Origin of the sequence: Caballeronia sp. EK (genome assembly GCF_014384845.1) — a bacterium.
In the GTDB taxonomy this organism is placed as follows: domain Bacteria; phylum Pseudomonadota; class Gammaproteobacteria; order Burkholderiales; family Burkholderiaceae; genus Caballeronia; species Caballeronia jiangsuensis.
This window is the reverse complement of the sequence record NZ_JACSUE010000017.1, coordinates 19,306-38,188: the sequence shown is the minus strand read 5'-3', so window position 1 is coordinate 38,188 and position 18,883 is coordinate 19,306. Positions and strand designations below refer to the sequence as shown.

Here is an 18,883-nt window from a genome sequence, read left to right as displayed (position 1 = left end):
TGTTTTTTCAGCGCGCCATCCAGTAGCGCGCGTGGCTTTGCCGGTAGCGCTCGAACGTGATCTGCGAACCGATTTCGCTGCGTGCCGCGCCGTCTTCATCACTGCGCGAAAGCACGATATCGCGCATCTGGTAGCGCGCGAACACGGTCGGGTGCGGATGGTGAAAGCGGTTGCGATAGCCTACCTGAAATATCGCCACGAACGGCCCGACAGAATCGAGGAAAGGCTCGGTCGATGAAGTGCGGCTGCCGTGATGCGGCACGATCAGCACGTCGGCGCGCAAGGCGTCGCGCTCGCGAGCGATCAGCGCGCGCTCGACATCCGCTTCGATATCGGCCGCGAACAGCGCCGCGCGCCCCGCCGCGTTCGTCACGCGAAGCACGCACGACTGATAGTTCGGCTTGCCTGAAAGCGGCCCCGGCGCGGGCCACAGCACGCGGAATTCGACGCCGTCCCAGGTCCAGCGCTGCCCCGCCGCACAGCGCAGCGTTTGCGCGCCGCGTGCGCGCGCGTTCGGCCACAACGCATCCTTCGCGGGCAACGACGCCAGAAACTGGCGCACGGCGATCGACTGCAATACGGCGGGCGCGCCGCCTGCGTGATCCGAATCCGAATGGCTGATGACGAGCGCATCGAGCGCGCGAATGCCCGCGGCCTGCAGATAAGGCACGACGATGCGCTCGCCCGCGTGCGTCGATTCGGGGCCGGGACCGGCATCGAAGAGCAAGGTGTGCCGCGCCGTTTCGACGACGAGCGCCGAGCCCTGCCCGATATCGAGCGCGGTGACCCGAAATGCGCCTGCGGGCGTGGGATGCGCGGCGGGCGCGAGGAGCGGCAGCCAGGTCAGCGGCGCAGCGAAGCGCAGCGGCCAGCCGCGCGGCGCGAGCGCCCATGCGACGCCGATGCACGCCGCCGCGAGCGCGAACGCATCCGGCCGCGGCAGAACCCAGAGCGGCGACGGCACGGCATCGGCGAGGTGCGAGAGTCCGTCGCAGAGCAGCGAGAGCGCGGCATGCGCGGCGTGGAGCATCGGCGCATCGAGCGGCGCAGGAAGCATGAGTCCCGCGAGCGTCGCGGGTGTCACGAGCACGCTGATCCACGGTATCGCGAACGCATTCGCGAGCGGGCCGAGCAACGGAATCTGCGAGAACCAGTAGACCGTGAGCGGCGCGAGCGCGATCGTCACCGCGTATTGCACGCGCACGCTCGACGTCACGTGACGCCGGACGCGGCGGCAAAACCGCGCGAAGGCCGGGAGCAATGTGCGCCTCGTCGAGTGCGCCGGGCGCTGCCCGACTTCGCTCGGATCGACGCGATCCCACTGATCGATGTCATCGCGATCTTCCGGCTGCGCGCGCGACTCGAATCGCCCCGCCGACGCGATCGCGTGCAGAATCGCCGCCACGGCACAGAACGACAGCCAGAATCCCGGCGATGTCACCGCCCACGGATCGGCGACGATCACGATCACGAGCGCCCACAAAAGCACGAGCGACGACGCGGGCCGCCGCCCGCAGAGAAACGCGACGGCAAAAATCAGCAGCATGCATAGCGTGCGTTGCGCCGGCACGTTGAATCCTGCGAGCGCGGCATAGCAGGCGGCGAAGACGGCCGCACCGGCCACGGCCACCTTGGGCGCGGCCGCGATCAATGGCGCCGGCACGCCCCGCAGCCTCAGGCGCTTCCACACGAAGCCGACGATCAACGCCGCCATTCCCGCGACGAAACCGATGTGCAGCCCCGATATCGCGACGAGATGACTCGTGCCGGTCGCGCGCATGATGGCCCAGTCGGCATCGCTGACCGCGTCCTGCGCGCCCACCGCGAGCGCGACGATGATCCCGCGATGCGGCGCACCCCCGAGCACGTTTTCGATGCGATCGCGCATGCGCGCACGCAGACGGTCGATCATCAGACGCGGACCGGTCGCATCGGGACTCAGGCGGCGCGGCGCGTGCGCAGCCGATACATTTCCCGTCGCGCGAATGCCGCGTTCGAGCAGGCTCGCTTCGGCATCGCGCAGGCCGAAGTTCGCGTTGGCGTGGGCGCGTTTCAGACGCGCGGTCAGCGTCCATCGCTCGCCGGCGCGGAGCGTTGCGCGATCCGGCGACGGCCAGAGCAATCGCACGATGCTCGGAAAGTGGCGCAGACCCGCGCCGTTCGTTTCGACTTCGAAAAGAAAGCGCGTGCCGTCCGCCTGTTGCTCGGAAAGCCCGCGCACGAAACCCGTCAACTCGATATCGCGCTGCTCGTACGCGATGGGCAATTGCTCGCGCAGCCGGACTTCGGCGCGCATCGCGGCGTATGCGAAGCCGAGCGCACAAGCGCCGATGACGAAGCTCGCGATGCGCAGACGCGGCTTCATCGCGCCGAGCGTCATCGCGACGACGAACGTTGCGCAGACTGCGAACCACGCGATGCCATCCGGCAAGCGAGCCTGCTGCTGCAAGCCCCAGACGCCCAATGCAAATCCCAGCAGAATCGCCCGCACTTCTTCCTCTTCGTTTTCGTTGCCGCAGACGCACGCGCTTAGAGACGAACGTCGATCGGAACGATTATGAAGAGGCGGGCGCGAGCCGTGGGAGCGCGGCGTGCGCGTTAGCCGTTGTGCCTAGGGCGAGCGTGTTTTCGTCGATGCCGCGCAACTGCGCGAGCACCTTCGCGATTTGCGCGACCTGATCCGGCGTATTGCGCTGCTTGTAGCGCCACGAAGGCGCGATGTCGGGCGCATCGGTTTCGAGCACGATCGCGTCGAGCGGAAGCTCCGTCGCGAGACGGCGAATCTGCCGCGCGCGTTCGAACGTGAGATTGCCGCCGAAGCCGAGACGCATGCCCTGCGCGATGAACGCCTCGGCCTGCTGGAAACTGCCGTTGAATGCGTGCGCGATGCCGCGATGAATGTCGTGCACGCGCAAGCCTTTCAGCACCTTGTCCTGCGACTTGCGCACGTGGCAAATCACGGGCAGATCGAACTCGCGCGCGAGCTTCAATTGTTCGTTGTAGAAGAATTGCTGGCGCGCGTCGTCGAGCGTCGGCACGAAATAATCCAGCCCGATCTCGCCGATGCCCACGAACAGCGGATCGTCGAGGCTCGCTGCGATCTCGTCGCGCAGCACGCGCAGATCGTCTTCCTGCGCGCCCGGCGTGAAAAGCGGGTGTATGCCGAGCGCATACGCGCCGCCCGCGATGCGATGCGCGAGCGCGCGCACCGTCGCGATGTTGCCGCGCTCGACGCCCGGAATCACGATGCGCTTCACGCCCGCATCGAGCGCCGCGCCGGCGACGGCATCGCGGTCGGCATCGAACTCTCCGGCATCGAGATGACAGTGCGTATCGATCCACATGACGCCTCCCGCACAGGAACGCGTTAAACCGGCACGGGCGGCTCTTCGTGCAGCACGCCGTCGCGCAGGCGCATGATGCGGTCGCAGCGCGCGGCGAGATCAGGATCGTGCGTGACGATCACGAAGCTCGTTTCGAGCGTCTGCGACAGCTCCAGCATCAGGTTGAAGACGGTGTCCGCCGTGCCGCCGTCGAGATTGCCGGTGGGTTCATCGGCGAGCACACAGGCCGGACGCGTGACGAGCGCGCGCGCGATCGCCACACGCTGCCGCTCGCCGCCCGACAATTCGCCCGGCCGATGCTTCGCGCGGTGCCCGATGCCCACGCGTTCCAGCATCTCCTGCGCCTGCCGGCGCGCGTCGTCTTCGGCCATGCGGCGGATGCGCAACGGCATCGCGACGTTATCGAGCGCCGTGAATTCCGGCAGCAGATGATGGAACTGATACACGAAGCCGAGCGCACGGTTACGCAGCTCGTTGCGTTCCTTCTCCTTCAGCTCGGTGAACGGCTTGCCGAGCAGCGAAACCTTGCCCGCGCTCGGCTCGTCGAGCCCGCCAAGGACGTGCAGCAGCGTGCTCTTGCCCGAGCCCGACGCGCCGACGATCGCGAGCTTCTCGCCCTTCATCACGTCGAGTTGCGCGTTGTTGAGCACGGGCACGTTGAAGCCGCCCTGCACGAACGTCTTCGAAATGGCCGATGCCTGTAAAACGAGATTGTTGGCCGGAATCAGGTCACTCATAGCGCAGCGCCTCCGCCGGACGAACCTTCGCGCCGCGCCAGCTCGGATAGAGCGTCGCGAGCGACGACAACACGAAAGCGATGACGCCGATCTTGGCGACATCCCCCGGCACGAGCTCCGACGGCAGTTCGCTGATGAAGTACACCGAAGACGGCAGGAACTGGACGTTGAAGAGATGCTCGATCATCGGCACGAGCCACGGAATGCTCCACGCGACGAGACAGCCGAAAGTCACGCCGAGCGCCGTGCCGATGAAGCCGATCGTCACGCCCTGCACGACGAAGATCTTCATGATCGAGCCCGGCTGCGCGCCGAGCGTGCGCAGGATCGCGATATCGGCCTGCTTGTCGGTGACGGTCATCACGAGCGAGGACACCAGATTGAACGCCGCCACCGCGATGATCAGCGTGAGAATGATGAACATCATGCGTTTTTCGATCTGCACGGCGGAGAACCACGTCTTGTTCTGCTGCGTCCAGTCGCGGATGTAGAGATCGCCCGACAGCGTGCGCGCGAGCTGACGCGCGACTTCGGGCGCGCGCTGCATGTCCTTCAGACGCAGGCGCACGCCGGTCGGCGCGGGCAGGCGAAAGAGCGCCTGGGCGTCGTGGATTTCGATGAGCGCGAGCGTCGAGTCGTATTCATAGTGACCGGACTCGAAGACGCCGACCACGGTGAACTGCTTGAGCCGCGGCATCATCCCCGCCGGGGTGATGGTGCCTTCGGGCGCGACGAGCGTGATCTTGTCGCCGTCCGTCACGCCGAGATTCGCTGCGAGATCCTTGCCGAGCACGATGCCGAATTCGCCCGGCTTGAGGTCCGTGAGCTTGCCCGCGCGCATCTCCTTGCCGATGTCCGACACTTCCGGCTCAAGCGACGGCTCCACGCCGCGCAGCGCGACGCCACTCACCGCGCCCTGGCGCGTGAGCAATGCCTGCGCTTCGACATAGGGCGCCGCGCCGACCACTTCCGGATTGCGGCGCGCTTCCTGCGCGGTCAGTTGCCAGTTCGGCATGGAGCCGGTCGGAGAGAAGATTTCGACGTGCGCGAGCACCGAGAGCATCCGGTCGCGCACTTCCTTCTGGAAGCCGTTCATGACCGACAGCACGACGATCAGCGCGGCAACGCCGAGCGCGATGCCCGCCATCGACACGAGCGCGATGAAGGAGATGAAGCCGTTGCCTGTGGTGCGTTTGCTGGCGCGTGTGTAACGCCAGCCGATCTGCCATTCGTACGGAAGTTTCAAGCGATTCCTTTCTGCTGCTGTCCAGCGTTGTCATGCCCCGATGGCGCGAATTTGCGAAAGTTTGCCATACATGACGCGAACGGGACGGCAGCGAACGCCGAACGCCGCGTGGCGTGCACGGCCGTGGTCATGTCAGTGCAGGCTCACGCGGCACCACTGATAGACGGTGACGCCCTTCCCGATTCCGGCGCGGTAGCGCGCGCACGACGCCGTGTCGAGCACGAAGCCGTAGCGCCCGAACGCCGACGCCGCGCGATCGGCGAGCGAGCGGTTCTCGGCGTCGCTGTCGCGGACATCGTCGGCGCGCAGGCCGAGGTGACAGCGCTTCGGGCCGGCCGGATCGTCGCGGTAGCTCGCGCGCAGGCGCAGACGATCCACCGTCCAGCGCAGTGCGCCGCAACCGCCCGCGCCCGACGTCAGGCCGACGCTGTCGAGAATGGCATTCGTGCGCACCATGCTGTCGGCTCGCCAGTTGTAGCTTCCATCGATCAGGGCGAATGCAGGGCCGCCGCGCGAGCGGACCATCTCGCGCACGCGTTCGTCGAAGGCCGGACCGCGCGGGAAACTGCTGTCGATCTGCGTGAACGCGACGTCGACCGGAAAGCGGGTCGCGAGCCACGCCCACGCGGTGGTCTCGCTGTAGATGATCGCGGTCGTGCGCGCGGGTTCGGCAAGCGCCGGCAGTTCGGCGTGATAAAGCGGGTCCGCCCAGCCTTCATGCCCCCAGGTCCGCACGCCGCCCAGAACGGTCACCGCCACCGCCCCGCCGATGATCCATGCCGCCACGCGCCGCGCCAGCCGATCGTCGAGCAGCCGTTGCAGCAACACGAAGGTGACGATGGGCGTCAGCACTTCGATGGCGACGACGTATCGGTAGATGCTGAAGCCCTTCATCCACAGCACATACCCGAGCGCGACGAACACGATGACGAAGCGCGAGCGCGCATCCAGCCGCGCCATGCCGCGTCCGCGAAACCGCGCGATGGCGCACGCCGCGACCCAGATCCAGAACAGGGCATAGACAAGCGGCCAGACGATCTGACGGACCGGCGATTCGCCGACACGCCTCGGATCGGCGGCGATCACGAACGGCCACAGCACGGTTTCGAGCAGATTGCGCGGCAGCCAGCGCAGGTCGCCGTTGAGCGGCACCGTCAGCGAATTCGGAAACCACTTCGCGAAGAGCGGAAAAAACGGGTTGCCGAACAAGCGCCACATGTAGAAGAGCCAGTAACCGCCCGTCACCGCGAATCCGGCCAGCGAGCCGACGCCGAAAACGAACGCGAGCCGCACGCGCGTCGCAGCCGACGCGGGATAAGCGAGCAGCGCCACGCACAGCGCCACGGCGAAGATCGCGTTGGTGAGCTTGAACCCGACGCCGAGTCCGCACACGAAGCCGCAAGCCGCGACGACGAGCCAGCCGCGCAGCCGCACCGACGACAGCGATTCCCAGTTAGCGAGCAAGAGGAGCAGGCTCGCGAGGATGAGGAGCGCGGTCGTATCGTCGCCCATCGAATTGCCGATTCCCGTCAGGAAACTCGGACTCAGCGCGCCCGCGAGCGCGAGCAGCAGCGGCACGCGATTCGCGTCTTCCGGCGCTCTGTGCGGCACCGCGAAGCGCGCGATATGGAACAGGAGCACGAACACGAGGCCGTGCAGCGCGCCCATCGCGAAGCCCACGACGCGCGACGGCAGATGCGTATTCAGCCAGTACACGCCGGTGTCGAGCATCGGGTTGAAGAACGATTGCATGCCCGCGGGCGCGAAATCGATCGACAGCTTGCCGTTGATCCACGCGAACGGGTTGTAGAGGTGATAGTTGAAAAGGTCCCAGTTGGCGTCCGCGCCGAGCAAAAGCGAATACAGGCCGAAGAGCACGGGCACGAGAACCAGCGCGCGGGCCCGCACGCGCGATGAATTCAGATCGAGCGCCTTCAGTTGCGCCCAACGCGAGGTCGAAGCGGGACTATTGGTTGGCTGCATTGGACTGCTTGTTTCGATGTTTGAAGACCCACCATTTGACGGTGGCGAAATTGACGACCATGCCGGCCAGCGAGCCCACCCCGACCGCGACGGTCGGCAGCCACGCGGCCGGGCGGCAGTTGATCACGACCGCCGTGTAGGCGAGATAGTTGACGCTCCCGCCGACCGAAGCCGCGGCGAGATAGCGCCACCATTCCGCCCAGGTCGAGCGCTTCACAACGCCAGGGAAGCTGAAGCGCCGATTGATCCGCCAGGTGGCGAACACGGCGCACAGAAACGACACGGCGCGGCCCGCGAAATAACCGAGGCCGAGCGTGAGCCCGAGCATCAGCACGCCTGCATCGACGATGAAACCTACCGCGCCCGCGATTGCGAAGCGAATGAATTGACCGCCCACGTCAGGAGGCATCGGGATAGTCGGCGGGGCCGGGCTGATTGAGATAGGCGAAGCGTTTCGTCTCGCGGCGCCCGTGCGTCACGGTATCGAGGACGATTCCGCACGTGAGCAGCAAGGCGCCGAGCAACATGAGCGCCGCGCACAACACCGCGGTGGGCAGCCTCGGCACCATGCCGGTCTTGAAAAAGTCTTCGATGACGGGCAACGCGAGCAGCAGCGAGGTCAACGCGCATGCGGCGAAACCGATCGAGAAAAACATCAGCGGACGCTCGGTCTTGAAGAGCTTGAAGATCGTGAGCAGGATCCGCCAGCCGTCGCGATAGGTGTTGAGCTTGCTTTCCGAACCGGCTGGCCGCGAGCGGTAGCGCGTATCCATCTCCGCAACGGGCATGCGCAATTCGAGCGCGTGGACCGTCAACTCGGTTTCCGTTTCGAATCCGGCCGCATGTGCCGGAAACGATTTCACATATCTGCGCGAGAACACGCGATATCCCGAGAGCATGTCGGTGAAGGTCCGCCCGAAAAGCGTCGCCACGAAGCGCGTCAGCAGTTGATTGCCGAAGCGATGGCCAAGCCGGTACGCCTCGCGCTCCTCCGAACGGCGCGCCCCGACGATCATATCCAGTCCATTCGCCAGCAATTTCTCGACGAGCGCCGGCGCGGCGCTCGCATCGTAGGTGTCGTCGCCATCGACGAGCACGTAGACGTCCGCTTCCACGTCGGCGAACATGCGGCGGATCACATTGCCCTTGCCCTGATCGGCGACTTGCCGCACCACGGCGCCCGCGCGTCGCGCGGCACCGGCGGTGTCATCCGAGGAGCAATTGTCGAAGACGTACACCTTCGCGTCGGGCAGCGCCGCGAGAAAACCCTGCACCACCGACCCGACCGTGACGGCTTCGTTATAGCAAGGCACCAGTACGGCAATGCGCACGTGACCGAAACGTGCGGCGCGCGGCGCCGTGGCGTGTCGGTGCGAAGGATCGGCCAACGTCTGCTCCATATCGGGTGTTCGAAATATAAAAGGGGACTGCGCAAACATGTGATTTTACCTATCCCCATGCGCCCGGCGCACCGCGCCACATTTTGCGACGCGGCCCGACGCATGCACCGCCAGGCGTCTTCGCACACTTCGAAGCGGTCCGTCGCCCTGCCCGCTTTGCCCTACAATGCCGAGCATCATGCCCGTTCACGACCTTCATCTCCTGCTGCCGTTCGCGCTGCCGTCGGCCGCGGATGCCGCCATCGCCCTGCACGGACTGGAGAGCGCGGCGCTCGACAAGCTGCTCGCCCGCGCGACGCTCGAAGAACGCGTCATCGGCGAAGACTTCCAGCGAACGCTGCCGCACGAACGCTGGATCGCGCGGCGCTTCAACGCCGTCACGCCCGCCGATCAACGCTATGCCGACGACGCCCCGCTCGCGCCCTTCATGCTGCTCGCCGACGGCGGCACGCCCGGCGATGCTTCCTGGGCCTGCATCGAGCCGGTTCACGTACGCATCGCGCACGATCATCTCGTGCTGATCGATCCCGACACGCTCGGCGTGCATACGGAAGAAGCGCGCGCGCTCTTTCAGACCGCGCGGCCGGTGATCGAAGACCTGGGCGTCACGCTGCAAGCGCCCACGCCTTTGCGCTGGTACGTGTCGGGCGAAGCGCTCGGCTCGCTCGCGGGCGCATCGCCGCTGCGCGCGACGGGCCGCAACATCGAAATCTGGCTGCCGCACGAAGCGCGCACCGGCGAGCGCTCGCGCGCGTGGATGAAGCTGCAGAACGAAGTGCAGATGGCGTGGTTCGAGCATCCGCTGAACGTGGAGCGCGAAGCGCGCGGCCTGCCCGCGATCAATTCGATCTGGCTTCACGGACAAGGCGCGATGCGGCCCGTGGCGACGCCTTTCGCCCGCGTGATGTCCGATGCCGCGGCGACGTGCGGTCTCGCGCTCGCGTCGGGCGTGAAGCCGTCGATGCCGCCGGAGTCGTTTGCATCGCTGTCGAAAGACGGCTCGCAAGGCACGACGCTCGTCGAGCTCAATCCGTTCTCCGCGCCGTTCATCGAGCAGGACTGGGCGCGCTGGAACGCGTCGCTCAAGGAACTCGAAGCCGCGTGGTTCGCCCCCGCGCTGCAAGCGCTCACCGATGGCTCGCTCGGCCGCCTGAGCCTCACGCTGTGCGGCGACACCGGCTCGGTCACGCTCTCCGTCACGCGCTCCGATCTGCGCAAGTTCTGGCGGCGCCGTCCGGTCGCGGCGCTCTTCATCGAATAAGGCACACCCTGCAATGACGCGAATCGTTACGCGCGCCTCCTCTCCCGCCGATGCCGAAGCGCTGATGCGCCACGGCCTGCATCCCGTCATCGCGCGTCTGTACGCATCGCGCGGCGTGAGTTCGCCCGATGAAGTCGAAACCGAGTTCAAGCGCCTGCACGCGCCCGCCGGCCTGAAAGGCTGCGACGATGCCGCCGTCGTGCTCGCCGATGCGCTCGCGCAAGGCAAACGCATGCTCGTCGTCGCGGATTACGACTGCGACGGCGCCACCGCCTGCGCGGTCGCCGTGCGCGGCCTGCGCATGTTCGGCGCGACCATCGACTATCTGGTGCCCAACCGCTTCGAGTACGGCTACGGGCTCACGCCGGAAATCGTCGAGCTGGCCTCGCGTTCGAAGAACGGCCTGCCCGATCTGCTGATCACGGTCGATAACGGTATCGCGAGCGTGGACGGCGTCGCCGCCGCGAACGCGCTCGGCATCGACGTGCTCGTCACCGATCATCACCTGCCCGGTGACGAACTGCCCGCGGCGCGCGCGATCGTCAATCCGAACCAGCCGGGCTGCGAGTTTCCGAGCAAGTGCATCGCGGGCGTGGGCGTGATGTTCTATGTGCTGCTTGCGTTGCGGGCCGAGTTGCGCCGTCGCGGCGCATATGAAAGCGCGCCCGAGCCGCGCCTCGACGGCCTGCTCGATCTCGTCGCGCTCGGCACCGTCGCCGATGTCGTGAAGCTCGATTGCAACAACCGGATTCTCGTCGCACAAGGTTTGAAGCGGATTCGCTCGGGCCGCATGCAGCCGGGCATCGCGGCTCTGTTCCGCGCCGCCGGCCGCGATGCGCGCGCGGCGTCGGGTTTCGATCTCGGCTTCGCGCTCGGTCCGCGTCTGAACGCGGCGGGACGGCTGTCGGACATGTCGCTCGGCATCGAATGTCTGACGACCGACGATATCGGCCGCGCGTGGGAACTCGCGCAGCAACTCGATTCGATGAACCGCGAGCGTCGCGAAATCGAGGCGGGCATGCAGCAGCAGGCGCTCGCCGAACTCCAGACGATCGATCCCGGCGAGCGCGCGACGCTCACGCTCTACGATGCGAGCTGGCATCAGGGCGTGATCGGCATCGTCGCGGGGCGGCTGAAGGAGCGCTTCCACCGGCCTTCGTTCACCTTCGCCCACGCCGACGACAGCGGCACGCTCTGCAAGGGCTCCGGCCGCTCGATTCCGGGTTTTCATCTGCGCGACGCCGTCGATCTGATCAGCAAGCGCGAGCCCGGCCTTATCCACAAGTTCGGCGGCCACGCGATGGCCGCGGGCCTGACGATGTCCACCGCCGACATTCCGCGCTTCACCGAAGCATTCGAAGCGATCGGGCGCGAATGGCTGACGGCCGAAGCGCTGTCGCGCACCGTCGAAACCGATGGCGAACTGGAGGACGCGTACTTCACGCCGCAATTCGTCGACATGCTCGATGCCGCGGTCTGGGGACAAGGCTTTCCCGCGCCCACTTTTTCCGGCGAATTCGAAGTCGCGTCGCAGGCGCTCGTGAAGGAGAAGCATCTGAAGCTGTCGCTGTTGCGCGGGCGGCAGCGTTTCAACGCGATCTGGTTCAATCACGTCGATCCGCTGCCGCCGCGCGCGACCGTCGCGTACCGGCTCGTCAGCGATTCGTGGAACGGCGTCGCGCGGGTGCAACTGATCGTCGAGCACGCGGGCTGAGAAGGCGGGCGAGGTGCCGGCCGAGCCGGGGAAACCCTGTCAATCGGCTATAATTTCATCTTTTTACGAAGCCGAAGATCGACAATGGAAGCGGAACGTCTCAACGCGATCGAAAGCCTTCTGGCCGACCTGCGCCGCCGCGCGGGCGAGCTACGGGGGTATCTTTGACTACGACGCCAAGTCCGCGCGTCTAGTCGAAGTCAACAAGGAACTCGAAGACCCGAACGTCTGGAACGACTCGAAGAACGCCCAGGCGCTCGGTCGTGAAAAGAAGCTGCTCGACGGCGTGGTCTCGACAATCAGCGCGCTCGACAACGACCTGCGCGACGCCAGCGATCTCTTCGAAATGGCGCACGAGGAAAACGACGAGGACACGCTCGTCGCGTGCGAATCCGACGCCGATGCGCTGCGCGTTCGCGTCGAAGACATGGAATTCCGCCGGATGTTCTCGAACCCGGCCGATCCGAACAACTGCTTCATCGACATTCAGGCGGGCGCGGGCGGCACCGAAGCGTGCGACTGGGCGTCCATGCTGCTGCGCCAGTATCTGCGCTACTGCGAGCGCAAGGGCTTCAAGACCGAAGTCCTCGAAGAGTCCGAAGGCGACGTCGCCGGCATCAAGAGCGCGACGATCAAGGTCGAAGGCGAATACGCGTACGGCTATCTGCGCACCGAAACAGGCATTCACCGCCTCGTGCGCAAGTCGCCGTTCGATTCGTCGGGCGGCCGGCATACGTCGTTCTCGTCGGTGTTCGTGTATCCGGAAATCGACGATTCTATCGAGATCGAAATCAATCCCGCCGATATCCGCACGGACACGTATCGCGCATCGGGCGCGGGCGGCCAGCACATCAACAAGACCGATTCGGCGGTGCGTCTCACGCACGCGCCAACCGGCATCGTCGTGCAGTGCCAGAACGACCGCTCGCAGCACCGCAATCGCGCGGAAGCCATGCAGATGCTCAAGGCGCGTCTCTACGAATTCGAGATGCGCAAGCGCCAGGCCGAACAGGACAAGCTCGAATCGAGCAAGACCGATGTGGGCTGGGGCCATCAGATCCGTTCCTACGTGCTCGACCAGAGCCGCGTGAAGGATCTGCGCACCAACGTCGAAATGAGCAACACGCGCGCCGTGCTCGACGGCGACCTCGACGACTTCATCGGCGCGAGCCTGAAACAGGGCGTTTGATGCCTTGCAGCGGCGTGGCCTTCCGGTCGCGCCGCTTTCGTTTCATCCCGTCGCGCATTCGCCGCATTAAAAGCCAAGAATCATCATGACCGAACCGACTCAACCGGGCGCCGCTCCCGAACTGGAAGAGAACCAGATCATCGCCGAGCGACGCGACAAGCTGCGCTCGCTGCGCGAGCAAGGCGTCGCCTATCCGAACGATTTCCGCCCGACGCATCAGGCCGCGGCGCTCCAGAGCGAGTACGCCGAATCGGATAAAGACGCGCTCGAAGCGAACCCCCTGCCCGTCGCGATCGCCGGGCGCATGATGCTCAAGCGCGTGATGGGCAAGGCCAGCTTCGCGACGGTTCAGGACGGCAGCGGCCAGATCCAGTTCTTCGTGACGCCCGCCGATGTCGGCGCCGAAACCTACGACGCCTTCAAGAAGTGGGATCTGGGCGACATCGTCGCCGCGCAAGGCGTGCTGTTCCGCACGAATAAAGGCGAGCTGTCGGTGCGCTGCACGGAATTGCGACTGCTCTCGAAGGCGCTGCGCCCGCTGCCGGACAAGTTCCACGGTCTCGCCGATCAGGAAATGCGCTATCGCCAGCGTTATGTCGATCTGATCGTCACGCCGGAGTCGCGCAAGACGTTCATGGCGCGCACGAAGGCCGTCACGTCGATCCGCAATTTCATGTCGCAGGCGAACTTCATGGAAGTCGAAACGCCGATGCTGCACCCGATTCCGGGCGGCGCGGCGGCCAAGCCTTTCACGACGCATCACAACGCGCTCGACATGCAGATGTTCCTGCGCATCGCGCCCGAGCTGTATCTGAAGCGGCTGATCGTCGGCGGCTTCGAGCGCGTGTTCGAGATCAACCGCAACTTCCGGAACGAAGGCGTATCGCCGCGTCACAATCCGGAATTCACGATGATGGAGTTCTACGCCGCGTACACCGACTACCGCTGGCTGATGGACTTCACCGAGCAGCTGATCCGCCAGGCCGCCGTCGATGCGCTCGGCACCGCGACCATCACGTATCAGGGCCGCGAGCTCGATCTGAGCAAGCCGTTCCATCGCCTGACGATCAATCAGGCGATCCAGAAGTACGCGCCCCAGTACACCGACGCGCAGTTGACCGACGCCGCGTTCCTCCGCACGGAACTGAAGAAGTTCGGCGTCGATACGAACCAGCCCGCTTTCCTCAACGCCGGCGTCGGTTCGCTGCAACTCGCGCTGTTCGAAGAGACGGCGGAATCTCAATTGTGGGAACCGACGTATATCGTCGATTACCCGATCGAGGTGTCGCCGCTCGCGCGCGCATCGGATTCGGTGCCGGGCATCACCGAGCGCTTCGAGCTGTTCATCACGGGGCGCGAGATCGCCAACGGCTTCTCGGAGCTGAACGATCCGGAAGATCAGGCTGCGCGCTTCCAGAAGCAGGTCGATCAGAAAGACGCGGGCGACGAAGAAGCGATGTACTTCGACGCTGACTACATTCGCGCGCTCGAATACGGCATGCCGCCGACGGGCGGCTGCGGCATCGGCGTCGATCGTCTGGTGATGCTGCTGACCGACAGCCCGAGCATTCGCGATGTGATTCTGTTCCCGCATCTGCGTCGCGAAGATTGAGTTTCTGGCTCGATGCGAGAAAAGCGCGCCCACCGAGGCGCGTTTTTTTTTCGCCTGGCAGATTCTGATGTAACCGATGGTAAATATTTCAAGGCCGACGCGGGAGCGGGTGGCGAGTCGGCATGTGCTGCCGGGGCTGGCATCGGACGTGCTTTTTTCGATGCGGGTCGCGTCCGCGAAATTGTTACAAGCCGAAAAAGCGAAAAATTCGCGTTTCCCTCAGAATTGGCTGTAACGGCCGGCATCGGAAGCCGCAACTTGCCTCGAATCGGAGGTTCGACAATGGATAACGGAACCAACAAACTCAGCACGTCGCCCTCTTCCGGCGGCGCTCAGCCGCAGCAGCGGCGCCTGCATCCGCTCGTCGCGACGGCAGCGGGCGCGGTCATCGTCGCGAGCCTCGTGGCGACTGCCGCGATGACGGGATTGTTCCCGAAGGCATCGAGCAATTCGGCGCAGAATCCGCAGACGCAGACGGCACCGGTCGCGCAACAGCCAGTGGTCGATTCCGCCGCGCCGAGTCCGGCGCAGCAGGCCACGGCCGCGCAACAACAGGCGGCACAGCAACAGGCAGCGCAACAACAGGCAGCGCAGCAGCAAGCGGCTCAGCAACAGGCTGCACAGCAGGCAGCCGCGCAACAAGCGGCCCAGCAGCAGGCACAACAAGCGCCGGCACAGCCGCAACCCGCACAGCCTTCGTATGCGCAGCAACCGCCCCAGCACCACGCTTATTGCTCGACGTGCGGCACCGTCGAGGCAATCTCCGCCGTCAAACAGGAAGGCCACGGAACGGGGATCGGCGCGGTCGGCGGCGCGGTTGCGGGCGGTGTCGTCGGCAACCAGTTCGGCGGCGGTGGCGGCCGTACCGCGATGACGCTCCTCGGCGCGCTCGGCGGCGGTCTGGCGGGCAACTCCGTCGAAAAGCATCTGCGCAGCGAAACCGACTATTCGGTGCGCGTGCGGATGGAAAACGGCCATACGCGCACTTTCACGTACAAGAACCCGCCGCCGTTCCAGCAAGGCGAGCGCGTGCATATTCAGAACGGGACGCTGGTTGCGGGTTGATCGACGACGCGCGTTGAAAAGCAAAAAGGCGGCACACCTCTCGGTTGCCGCCTTTTTTCCGTCGTCTCGACTGATTCCGCCCTAATGCTCCCGCTGCGAACTGCGCGCCGGATTCTGCCTGCCGCGTATCGCGAGATATCCCCACCAGATGTAGCCGGAAAAGCCGTACAGCACGAACAGGCAAAACAACATGACCGGCGGATCGGACGACACCAGCACGAACGCCACCACGATCAGCAGCACGCCCGCGAACGGAACGCGATAACGCACGTCGAGCGCCTTGCCGCTGTAGAACGGCGCGTTCGACACCATCGTCACGCCCGCGTACACGGTCAGCGCGAACGCGACCCACGGCAACCACACGAGCTTGAGCGGCACGCGATTATCCGTCGCGAGCCAGACGAAGCCGGCGATGAGCGCCGCCGCGGCCGGCGAAGGCAAACCCTGGAAGTACCGCTTGTCGACCACGCCGATGTTCGAATTGAAGCGCGCGAGCCGGAGCGCCGCGCCCGAGCAATACACGAACGCCGCGAGCCAGCCCCAGCGCCCAAGGTCTTTCAAGACCCACTCGTACATCACGAGCGCGGGCGCGACGCCGAACGACACCATGTCCGACAGGCTGTCGAACTGCTCGCCGAACGCACTCTGCGTGTGCGTCATGCGCGCGACGCGCCCGTCCATGCCGTCGAGCACCATCGCGACGAAAATGGCGATGGCCGCGATCTCGAAACGGACGTTCATCGCCTGAACGACAGCGAAGAAGCCGCAGAACAAAGCCGCCGTGGTGAACGCATTAGGCAGCAGATAAATGCCGCGCTTCCTCAGAAACTGCTGCCGCTTCGCGCGACGCGTCTCCACGGCGCCCACGTCCTGAGCGGCCTTGTTGCGGCGGAACGCGCGCGGAGTCGTCGCGTTCGCGCGGTTACGGCGCGGTTTGAATGCCGCCATCGAATCCCCCGCGTTATTCCGCGAACTCGGCGAGGATCGTCGACGAAGCCGAAACTTTCTCGCCGATCGACACGCGCGGGCGGCTGCCCACCGGCAGATACACGTCGACGCGCGAGCCGAAGCGGATGAAGCCGTAGCGCTGTCCGCGCGTGAGCGGCTCGCCGACGTGCACGTAGCACAGAATGCGTCGCGCGATCAGTCCCGCGATCTGCACCGACGTGACGGTATGCCCGCTCGCCGTCTGCAGCACGACCGCGTTGCGCTCGTTCTCGGTCGAGGCTTTATCGACGGCCGCATTCAGATACGCGCCCGGAAAGTACTGAACCTTCGTGATCGCGCCGTCCACCGGCGAGCGCTGCGAGTGCACGTTGAACACGTTCATGAACACGCTGATCTTGAGCGCCTCGCGGCCCACGTACGGATCGTGCGCGGTTTCGACCGCGACGATGCGCCCGTCGGCCGGACACAGCACCGCGTTAGGCTGGGTCGGAATCGGGCGGGCCGGATCGCGGAAGAACTGGACGACGAAAATCACGATCAGCCAGAAGATCCAGGCGAAGCCGAAGCCGCCCATCGCTTGCACGAGGATGGCAACGACAGCCGCGATGGCGATGAACGGCCAGCCTTCGCGGGCAATGATCGGATGAGGATAGTTCATGAACGGGTTCTGTGTTTTATAAAAACCGTAGGATAGCAAAAGCCGCCCGGCGCACTGGGCTGCCGGACGGCTTTCGATAGAGCAAAAAACGTGACGCTTAGTTCTTCGACTGGTCGACGAGCTTGTTCTTCGCGATCCACGGCATCATCGCGCGCAGCTTTTCGCCGACTTGCTCGATCTGATGCTCGGAGGTCAGACGGCGGCGCGATTGCAGCGTCGGCGCGCCGGCGCGGTTCTCGATGATGAAGCTCTTCGCGTATTCGCCGGTCTGGATGTCCTTCAGCACGGCCTTCATCGCCTTCTTCGTCTCTTCCGTGACGATGCGCGGACCCGTCACGTACTCGCCGTATTCGGCGTTGTTCGAGATCGAGTAGTTCATGTTGGCGATGCCGCCTTCATAGATCAGGTCGACGATCAGCTTCAGCTCGTGCAGGCACTCGAAGTACGCCATTTCCGGCGCGTAGCCCGCTTCCACCAGCGTTTCGAAGCCGGCCTTGATCAGGTCGACGGTGCCGCCGCACAGAACGGCCTGCTCGCCGAACAGGTCGGTTTCGGTTTCTTCACGGAAGTTCGTCTCGATGATGCCGGCACGGCCGCCGCCGTTTGCCACGGCGTACGACAACGCGACATCGCGTGCCGAACCCGACTTGTCTTGTGCAACGGCGACCAGATGCGGCACGCCGCCGCCCTGGCTGTACGTGTTGCGCACGGTGTGGCCCGGCGCTTTCGGCGCGATCATGATGACGTCCAGATCCGCACGCGGGATCACCTGGCCGTAATGGATGTTGAAGCCATGCGCGAACGCGAGCGCCGCGCCCTGCTTGGCGTTGTCGTGCACTTCGTTCTTGTAGACTTCGGCGATCTGCTCGTCGGGCAGGAGCATCATGACGACGTCGGCGCCCTTCACGGCTTCGGCCACTTCCTTCACCTTGAGGCCCGCGTTCTCGGCCTTGCTCCACGATGCGCCGCCACGGCGCAGACCCACCGTCACGTTCACGCCGCTGTCCTTCAGGTTGAGCGCGTGCGCATGGCCTTGCGAGCCATAACCGATGATGGTGACTTGCTTGCCCTTGATGAGGGAGAGGTCGGCGTCCTTGTCGTAGAAAACTTTCATGGTGGTTCCTTGAGTCCTGATGCGTTGAATGGTTGCGCTACTTTGCTGCAAATGAATGGGTGAGACGCCGTTACACCTTGAGTATCCGCTCGCCCCGGCCGATGCCGGAGCTGCCCGTGCGAACCGTTTCGAGGATCGCGGTGGCGTCGAGCGCCTGAATGAACGCGTCGAGCTTGTCGGACGCGCCGGTCAGTTCCATCGTGTAGGTTTTCTCGGTCACGTCGATGATGCGGCCGCGGAAAATGTCCGCCATGCGCTTCATCTCTTCGCGTTCCTTGCCGACCGCCCGTACCTTGATGAGCATCAGCTCGCGCTCGATGTGGGCGCCCTCTGTCAGGTCGACCACTTTCACCACCTCGATCAGGCGGTTCAGGTGCTTCGTGATCTGTTCGATCACGTCGTCCGAGCCAATCGAGACGATGGTCAGCCGCGACAGCGAACTGTCTTCGGTCGGCGCCACCGTCAGCGTTTCGATGTTATAGCCGCGTGCCGAAAAGAGCCCGACGACGCGCGATAACGCGCCCGGTTCGTTTTCCAGCAAAACGGAGATGATGTGTTTCATGTGCGTGATTCCCGAATATGTCCAGAAGTGGCGTTCGTTCGAAAAACCCG

The 18,883-nt window shown here is 65.1% G+C and carries 16 protein-coding genes; 5 read left to right on the top strand and 11 right to left on the bottom strand.

All coding sequences use genetic code 11. From position 1 onward, the window contains the following. Window positions 1-7: 7 nt before the first annotated feature. The 7 genes from IAG25_RS34125 to IAG25_RS34095 form a co-directional block, all read right to left on the bottom strand. Window positions 8-2,491: a DNA internalization-related competence protein ComEC/Rec2 gene (locus IAG25_RS34125; RefSeq protein WP_187608809.1), complete on the bottom strand. Its 2,484-nt coding sequence runs from the start codon at window positions 2,489-2,491 to the stop codon at window positions 8-10. A gap of 64 nt (window positions 2,492-2,555) precedes the next feature. Beyond that, window positions 2,556-3,344, bottom strand: coding sequence for a TatD family hydrolase (locus IAG25_RS34120; protein ID WP_187608808.1), 789 nt, complete (start codon window positions 3,342-3,344; stop codon window positions 2,556-2,558). Window positions 3,345-3,367: 23 nt separating this feature from the next. Then, complete coding sequence (gene lolD, locus IAG25_RS34115) at window positions 3,368-4,081, bottom strand: lipoprotein-releasing ABC transporter ATP-binding protein LolD (protein ID WP_035510050.1); 714 nt, start codon at window positions 4,079-4,081, stop codon at window positions 3,368-3,370. Further along, on the bottom strand, window positions 4,074-5,327 hold the full coding sequence (locus IAG25_RS34110) for a lipoprotein-releasing ABC transporter permease subunit (RefSeq protein ID WP_187608807.1): 1,254 nt from the start codon (window positions 5,325-5,327) through the stop codon (window positions 4,074-4,076). The genes lolD and IAG25_RS34110 overlap by 8 nt, the downstream gene beginning before the upstream one ends. A 132-nt stretch (window positions 5,328-5,459) precedes the next feature. Next, a complete protein-coding gene (locus IAG25_RS34105) occupies window positions 5,460-7,310 on the bottom strand; it encodes a hypothetical protein (RefSeq protein ID WP_187608806.1) in 1,851 nt (616 codons plus the stop codon). Further along, window positions 7,294-7,719 carry a GtrA family protein gene (locus IAG25_RS34100; RefSeq protein ID WP_222946771.1) on the bottom strand — a complete coding sequence of 142 codons (426 nt, stop codon included), beginning with the start codon at window positions 7,717-7,719 and terminating at the stop codon, window positions 7,294-7,296. Before IAG25_RS34100 ends, IAG25_RS34105 begins: the two co-directional genes overlap by 17 nt. Beyond that, complete coding sequence (locus IAG25_RS34095; protein ID WP_187608805.1) at window positions 7,709-8,710, bottom strand: glycosyltransferase family 2 protein; 1,002 nt, start codon at window positions 8,708-8,710, stop codon at window positions 7,709-7,711. Before IAG25_RS34095 ends, IAG25_RS34100 begins: the two co-directional genes overlap by 11 nt. Before the next feature lie 166 nt (window positions 8,711-8,876). Here IAG25_RS34095 and IAG25_RS34090 point away from each other — a divergent pair, with 166 nt between their 5' ends. The 5 genes from IAG25_RS34090 to IAG25_RS34070 all read left to right on the top strand — a co-directional run bounded on the left by IAG25_RS34090 (window position 8,877) and on the right by IAG25_RS34070 (window position 15,551). After that, window positions 8,877-9,971, top strand: a complete 1,095-nt coding sequence (locus IAG25_RS34090; RefSeq protein ID WP_187608804.1) for a regulator — start codon at window positions 8,877-8,879, stop codon at window positions 9,969-9,971. Between the two features lie 13 nt (window positions 9,972-9,984). Continuing rightward, window positions 9,985-11,685, top strand: coding sequence for a single-stranded-DNA-specific exonuclease RecJ (gene recJ, locus IAG25_RS34085; RefSeq protein ID WP_187608803.1), 1,701 nt, complete (start codon window positions 9,985-9,987; stop codon window positions 11,683-11,685). 84 nt (window positions 11,686-11,769) lie between these two features. After that, window positions 11,770-12,874 (top strand): peptide chain release factor 2 gene (gene prfB, locus IAG25_RS34080; protein WP_187608802.1). Its coding sequence is split into 2 segments (ribosomal slippage): window positions 11,770-11,850 and window positions 11,852-12,874, totalling 1,104 coding nucleotides; the frame shifts between segments, so codons are not numbered across the junction. Window positions 12,875-12,959: 85 nt separating this feature from the next. Next, window positions 12,960-14,486, top strand: a complete 1,527-nt coding sequence (gene lysS / locus IAG25_RS34075) for a lysine--tRNA ligase (RefSeq protein ID WP_187608801.1) — start codon at window positions 12,960-12,962, stop codon at window positions 14,484-14,486. A gap of 282 nt (window positions 14,487-14,768) precedes the next feature. Further along, entirely contained in the window at window positions 14,769-15,551 is a 783-nt protein-coding gene (locus IAG25_RS34070) for a glycine zipper 2TM domain-containing protein (protein ID WP_187608800.1), read from the top strand. Window positions 15,552-15,632: 81 nt separating this feature from the next. Here IAG25_RS34070 and pssA read toward each other — a convergent pair whose 3' ends face one another. The 4 genes from pssA to ilvN form a co-directional block, all read right to left on the bottom strand. Beyond that, window positions 15,633-16,499, bottom strand: a complete 867-nt coding sequence (pssA, locus tag IAG25_RS34065) for a CDP-diacylglycerol--serine O-phosphatidyltransferase (protein ID WP_187608799.1) — start codon at window positions 16,497-16,499, stop codon at window positions 15,633-15,635. A 13-nt stretch (window positions 16,500-16,512) separates the two neighbouring features. Further along, entirely contained in the window at window positions 16,513-17,157 is a 645-nt protein-coding gene (locus IAG25_RS34060; RefSeq protein WP_035510022.1) for a phosphatidylserine decarboxylase, read from the bottom strand. 97 nt (window positions 17,158-17,254) lie between these two features. Next, window positions 17,255-18,271 carry a ketol-acid reductoisomerase gene (ilvC, locus tag IAG25_RS34055; RefSeq protein WP_086973543.1) on the bottom strand — a complete coding sequence of 339 codons (1,017 nt, stop codon included), beginning with the start codon at window positions 18,269-18,271 and terminating at the stop codon, window positions 17,255-17,257. A gap of 70 nt (window positions 18,272-18,341) precedes the next feature. Beyond that, on the bottom strand, window positions 18,342-18,833 hold the full coding sequence (ilvN, locus tag IAG25_RS34050) for an acetolactate synthase small subunit (protein ID WP_008341906.1): 492 nt from the start codon (window positions 18,831-18,833) through the stop codon (window positions 18,342-18,344). Window positions 18,834-18,883 lie beyond the last annotated feature (50 nt).

Coding starts and splice junctions, on each gene's coding strand:
- IAG25_RS34120 (WP_187608808.1), bottom strand. CDS start 3,344: ATGTGGATCGATACGCACTGTCATCTCGATGCCGGAGAGTTCGATGCC.
- lolD (WP_035510050.1), bottom strand. CDS start 4,081: ATGAGTGACCTGATTCCGGCCAACAATCTCGTTTTACAGGCATCGGCC.
- IAG25_RS34105 (WP_187608806.1), bottom strand. CDS start 7,310: ATGCAGCCAACCAATAGTCCCGCTTCGACCTCGCGTTGGGCGCAACTG.
- IAG25_RS34100 (WP_222946771.1), bottom strand. CDS start 7,719: ATGCCTCCTGACGTGGGCGGTCAATTCATTCGCTTCGCAATCGCGGGC.
- IAG25_RS34095 (WP_187608805.1), bottom strand. CDS start 8,710: ATGGAGCAGACGTTGGCCGATCCTTCGCACCGACACGCCACGGCGCCG.
- IAG25_RS34090 (WP_187608804.1), top strand. CDS start 8,877: ATGCCGAGCATCATGCCCGTTCACGACCTTCATCTCCTGCTGCCGTTC.
- recJ (WP_187608803.1), top strand. CDS start 9,985: ATGACGCGAATCGTTACGCGCGCCTCCTCTCCCGCCGATGCCGAAGCG.
- lysS (WP_187608801.1), top strand. CDS start 12,960: ATGACCGAACCGACTCAACCGGGCGCCGCTCCCGAACTGGAAGAGAAC.
- IAG25_RS34070 (WP_187608800.1), top strand. CDS start 14,769: ATGGATAACGGAACCAACAAACTCAGCACGTCGCCCTCTTCCGGCGGC.
- pssA (WP_187608799.1), bottom strand. CDS start 16,499: ATGGCGGCATTCAAACCGCGCCGTAACCGCGCGAACGCGACGACTCCG.
- IAG25_RS34060 (WP_035510022.1), bottom strand. CDS start 17,157: ATGAACTATCCTCATCCGATCATTGCCCGCGAAGGCTGGCCGTTCATC.
- ilvC (WP_086973543.1), bottom strand. CDS start 18,271: ATGAAAGTTTTCTACGACAAGGACGCCGACCTCTCCCTCATCAAGGGC.
- ilvN (WP_008341906.1), bottom strand. CDS start 18,833: ATGAAACACATCATCTCCGTTTTGCTGGAAAACGAACCGGGCGCGTTA.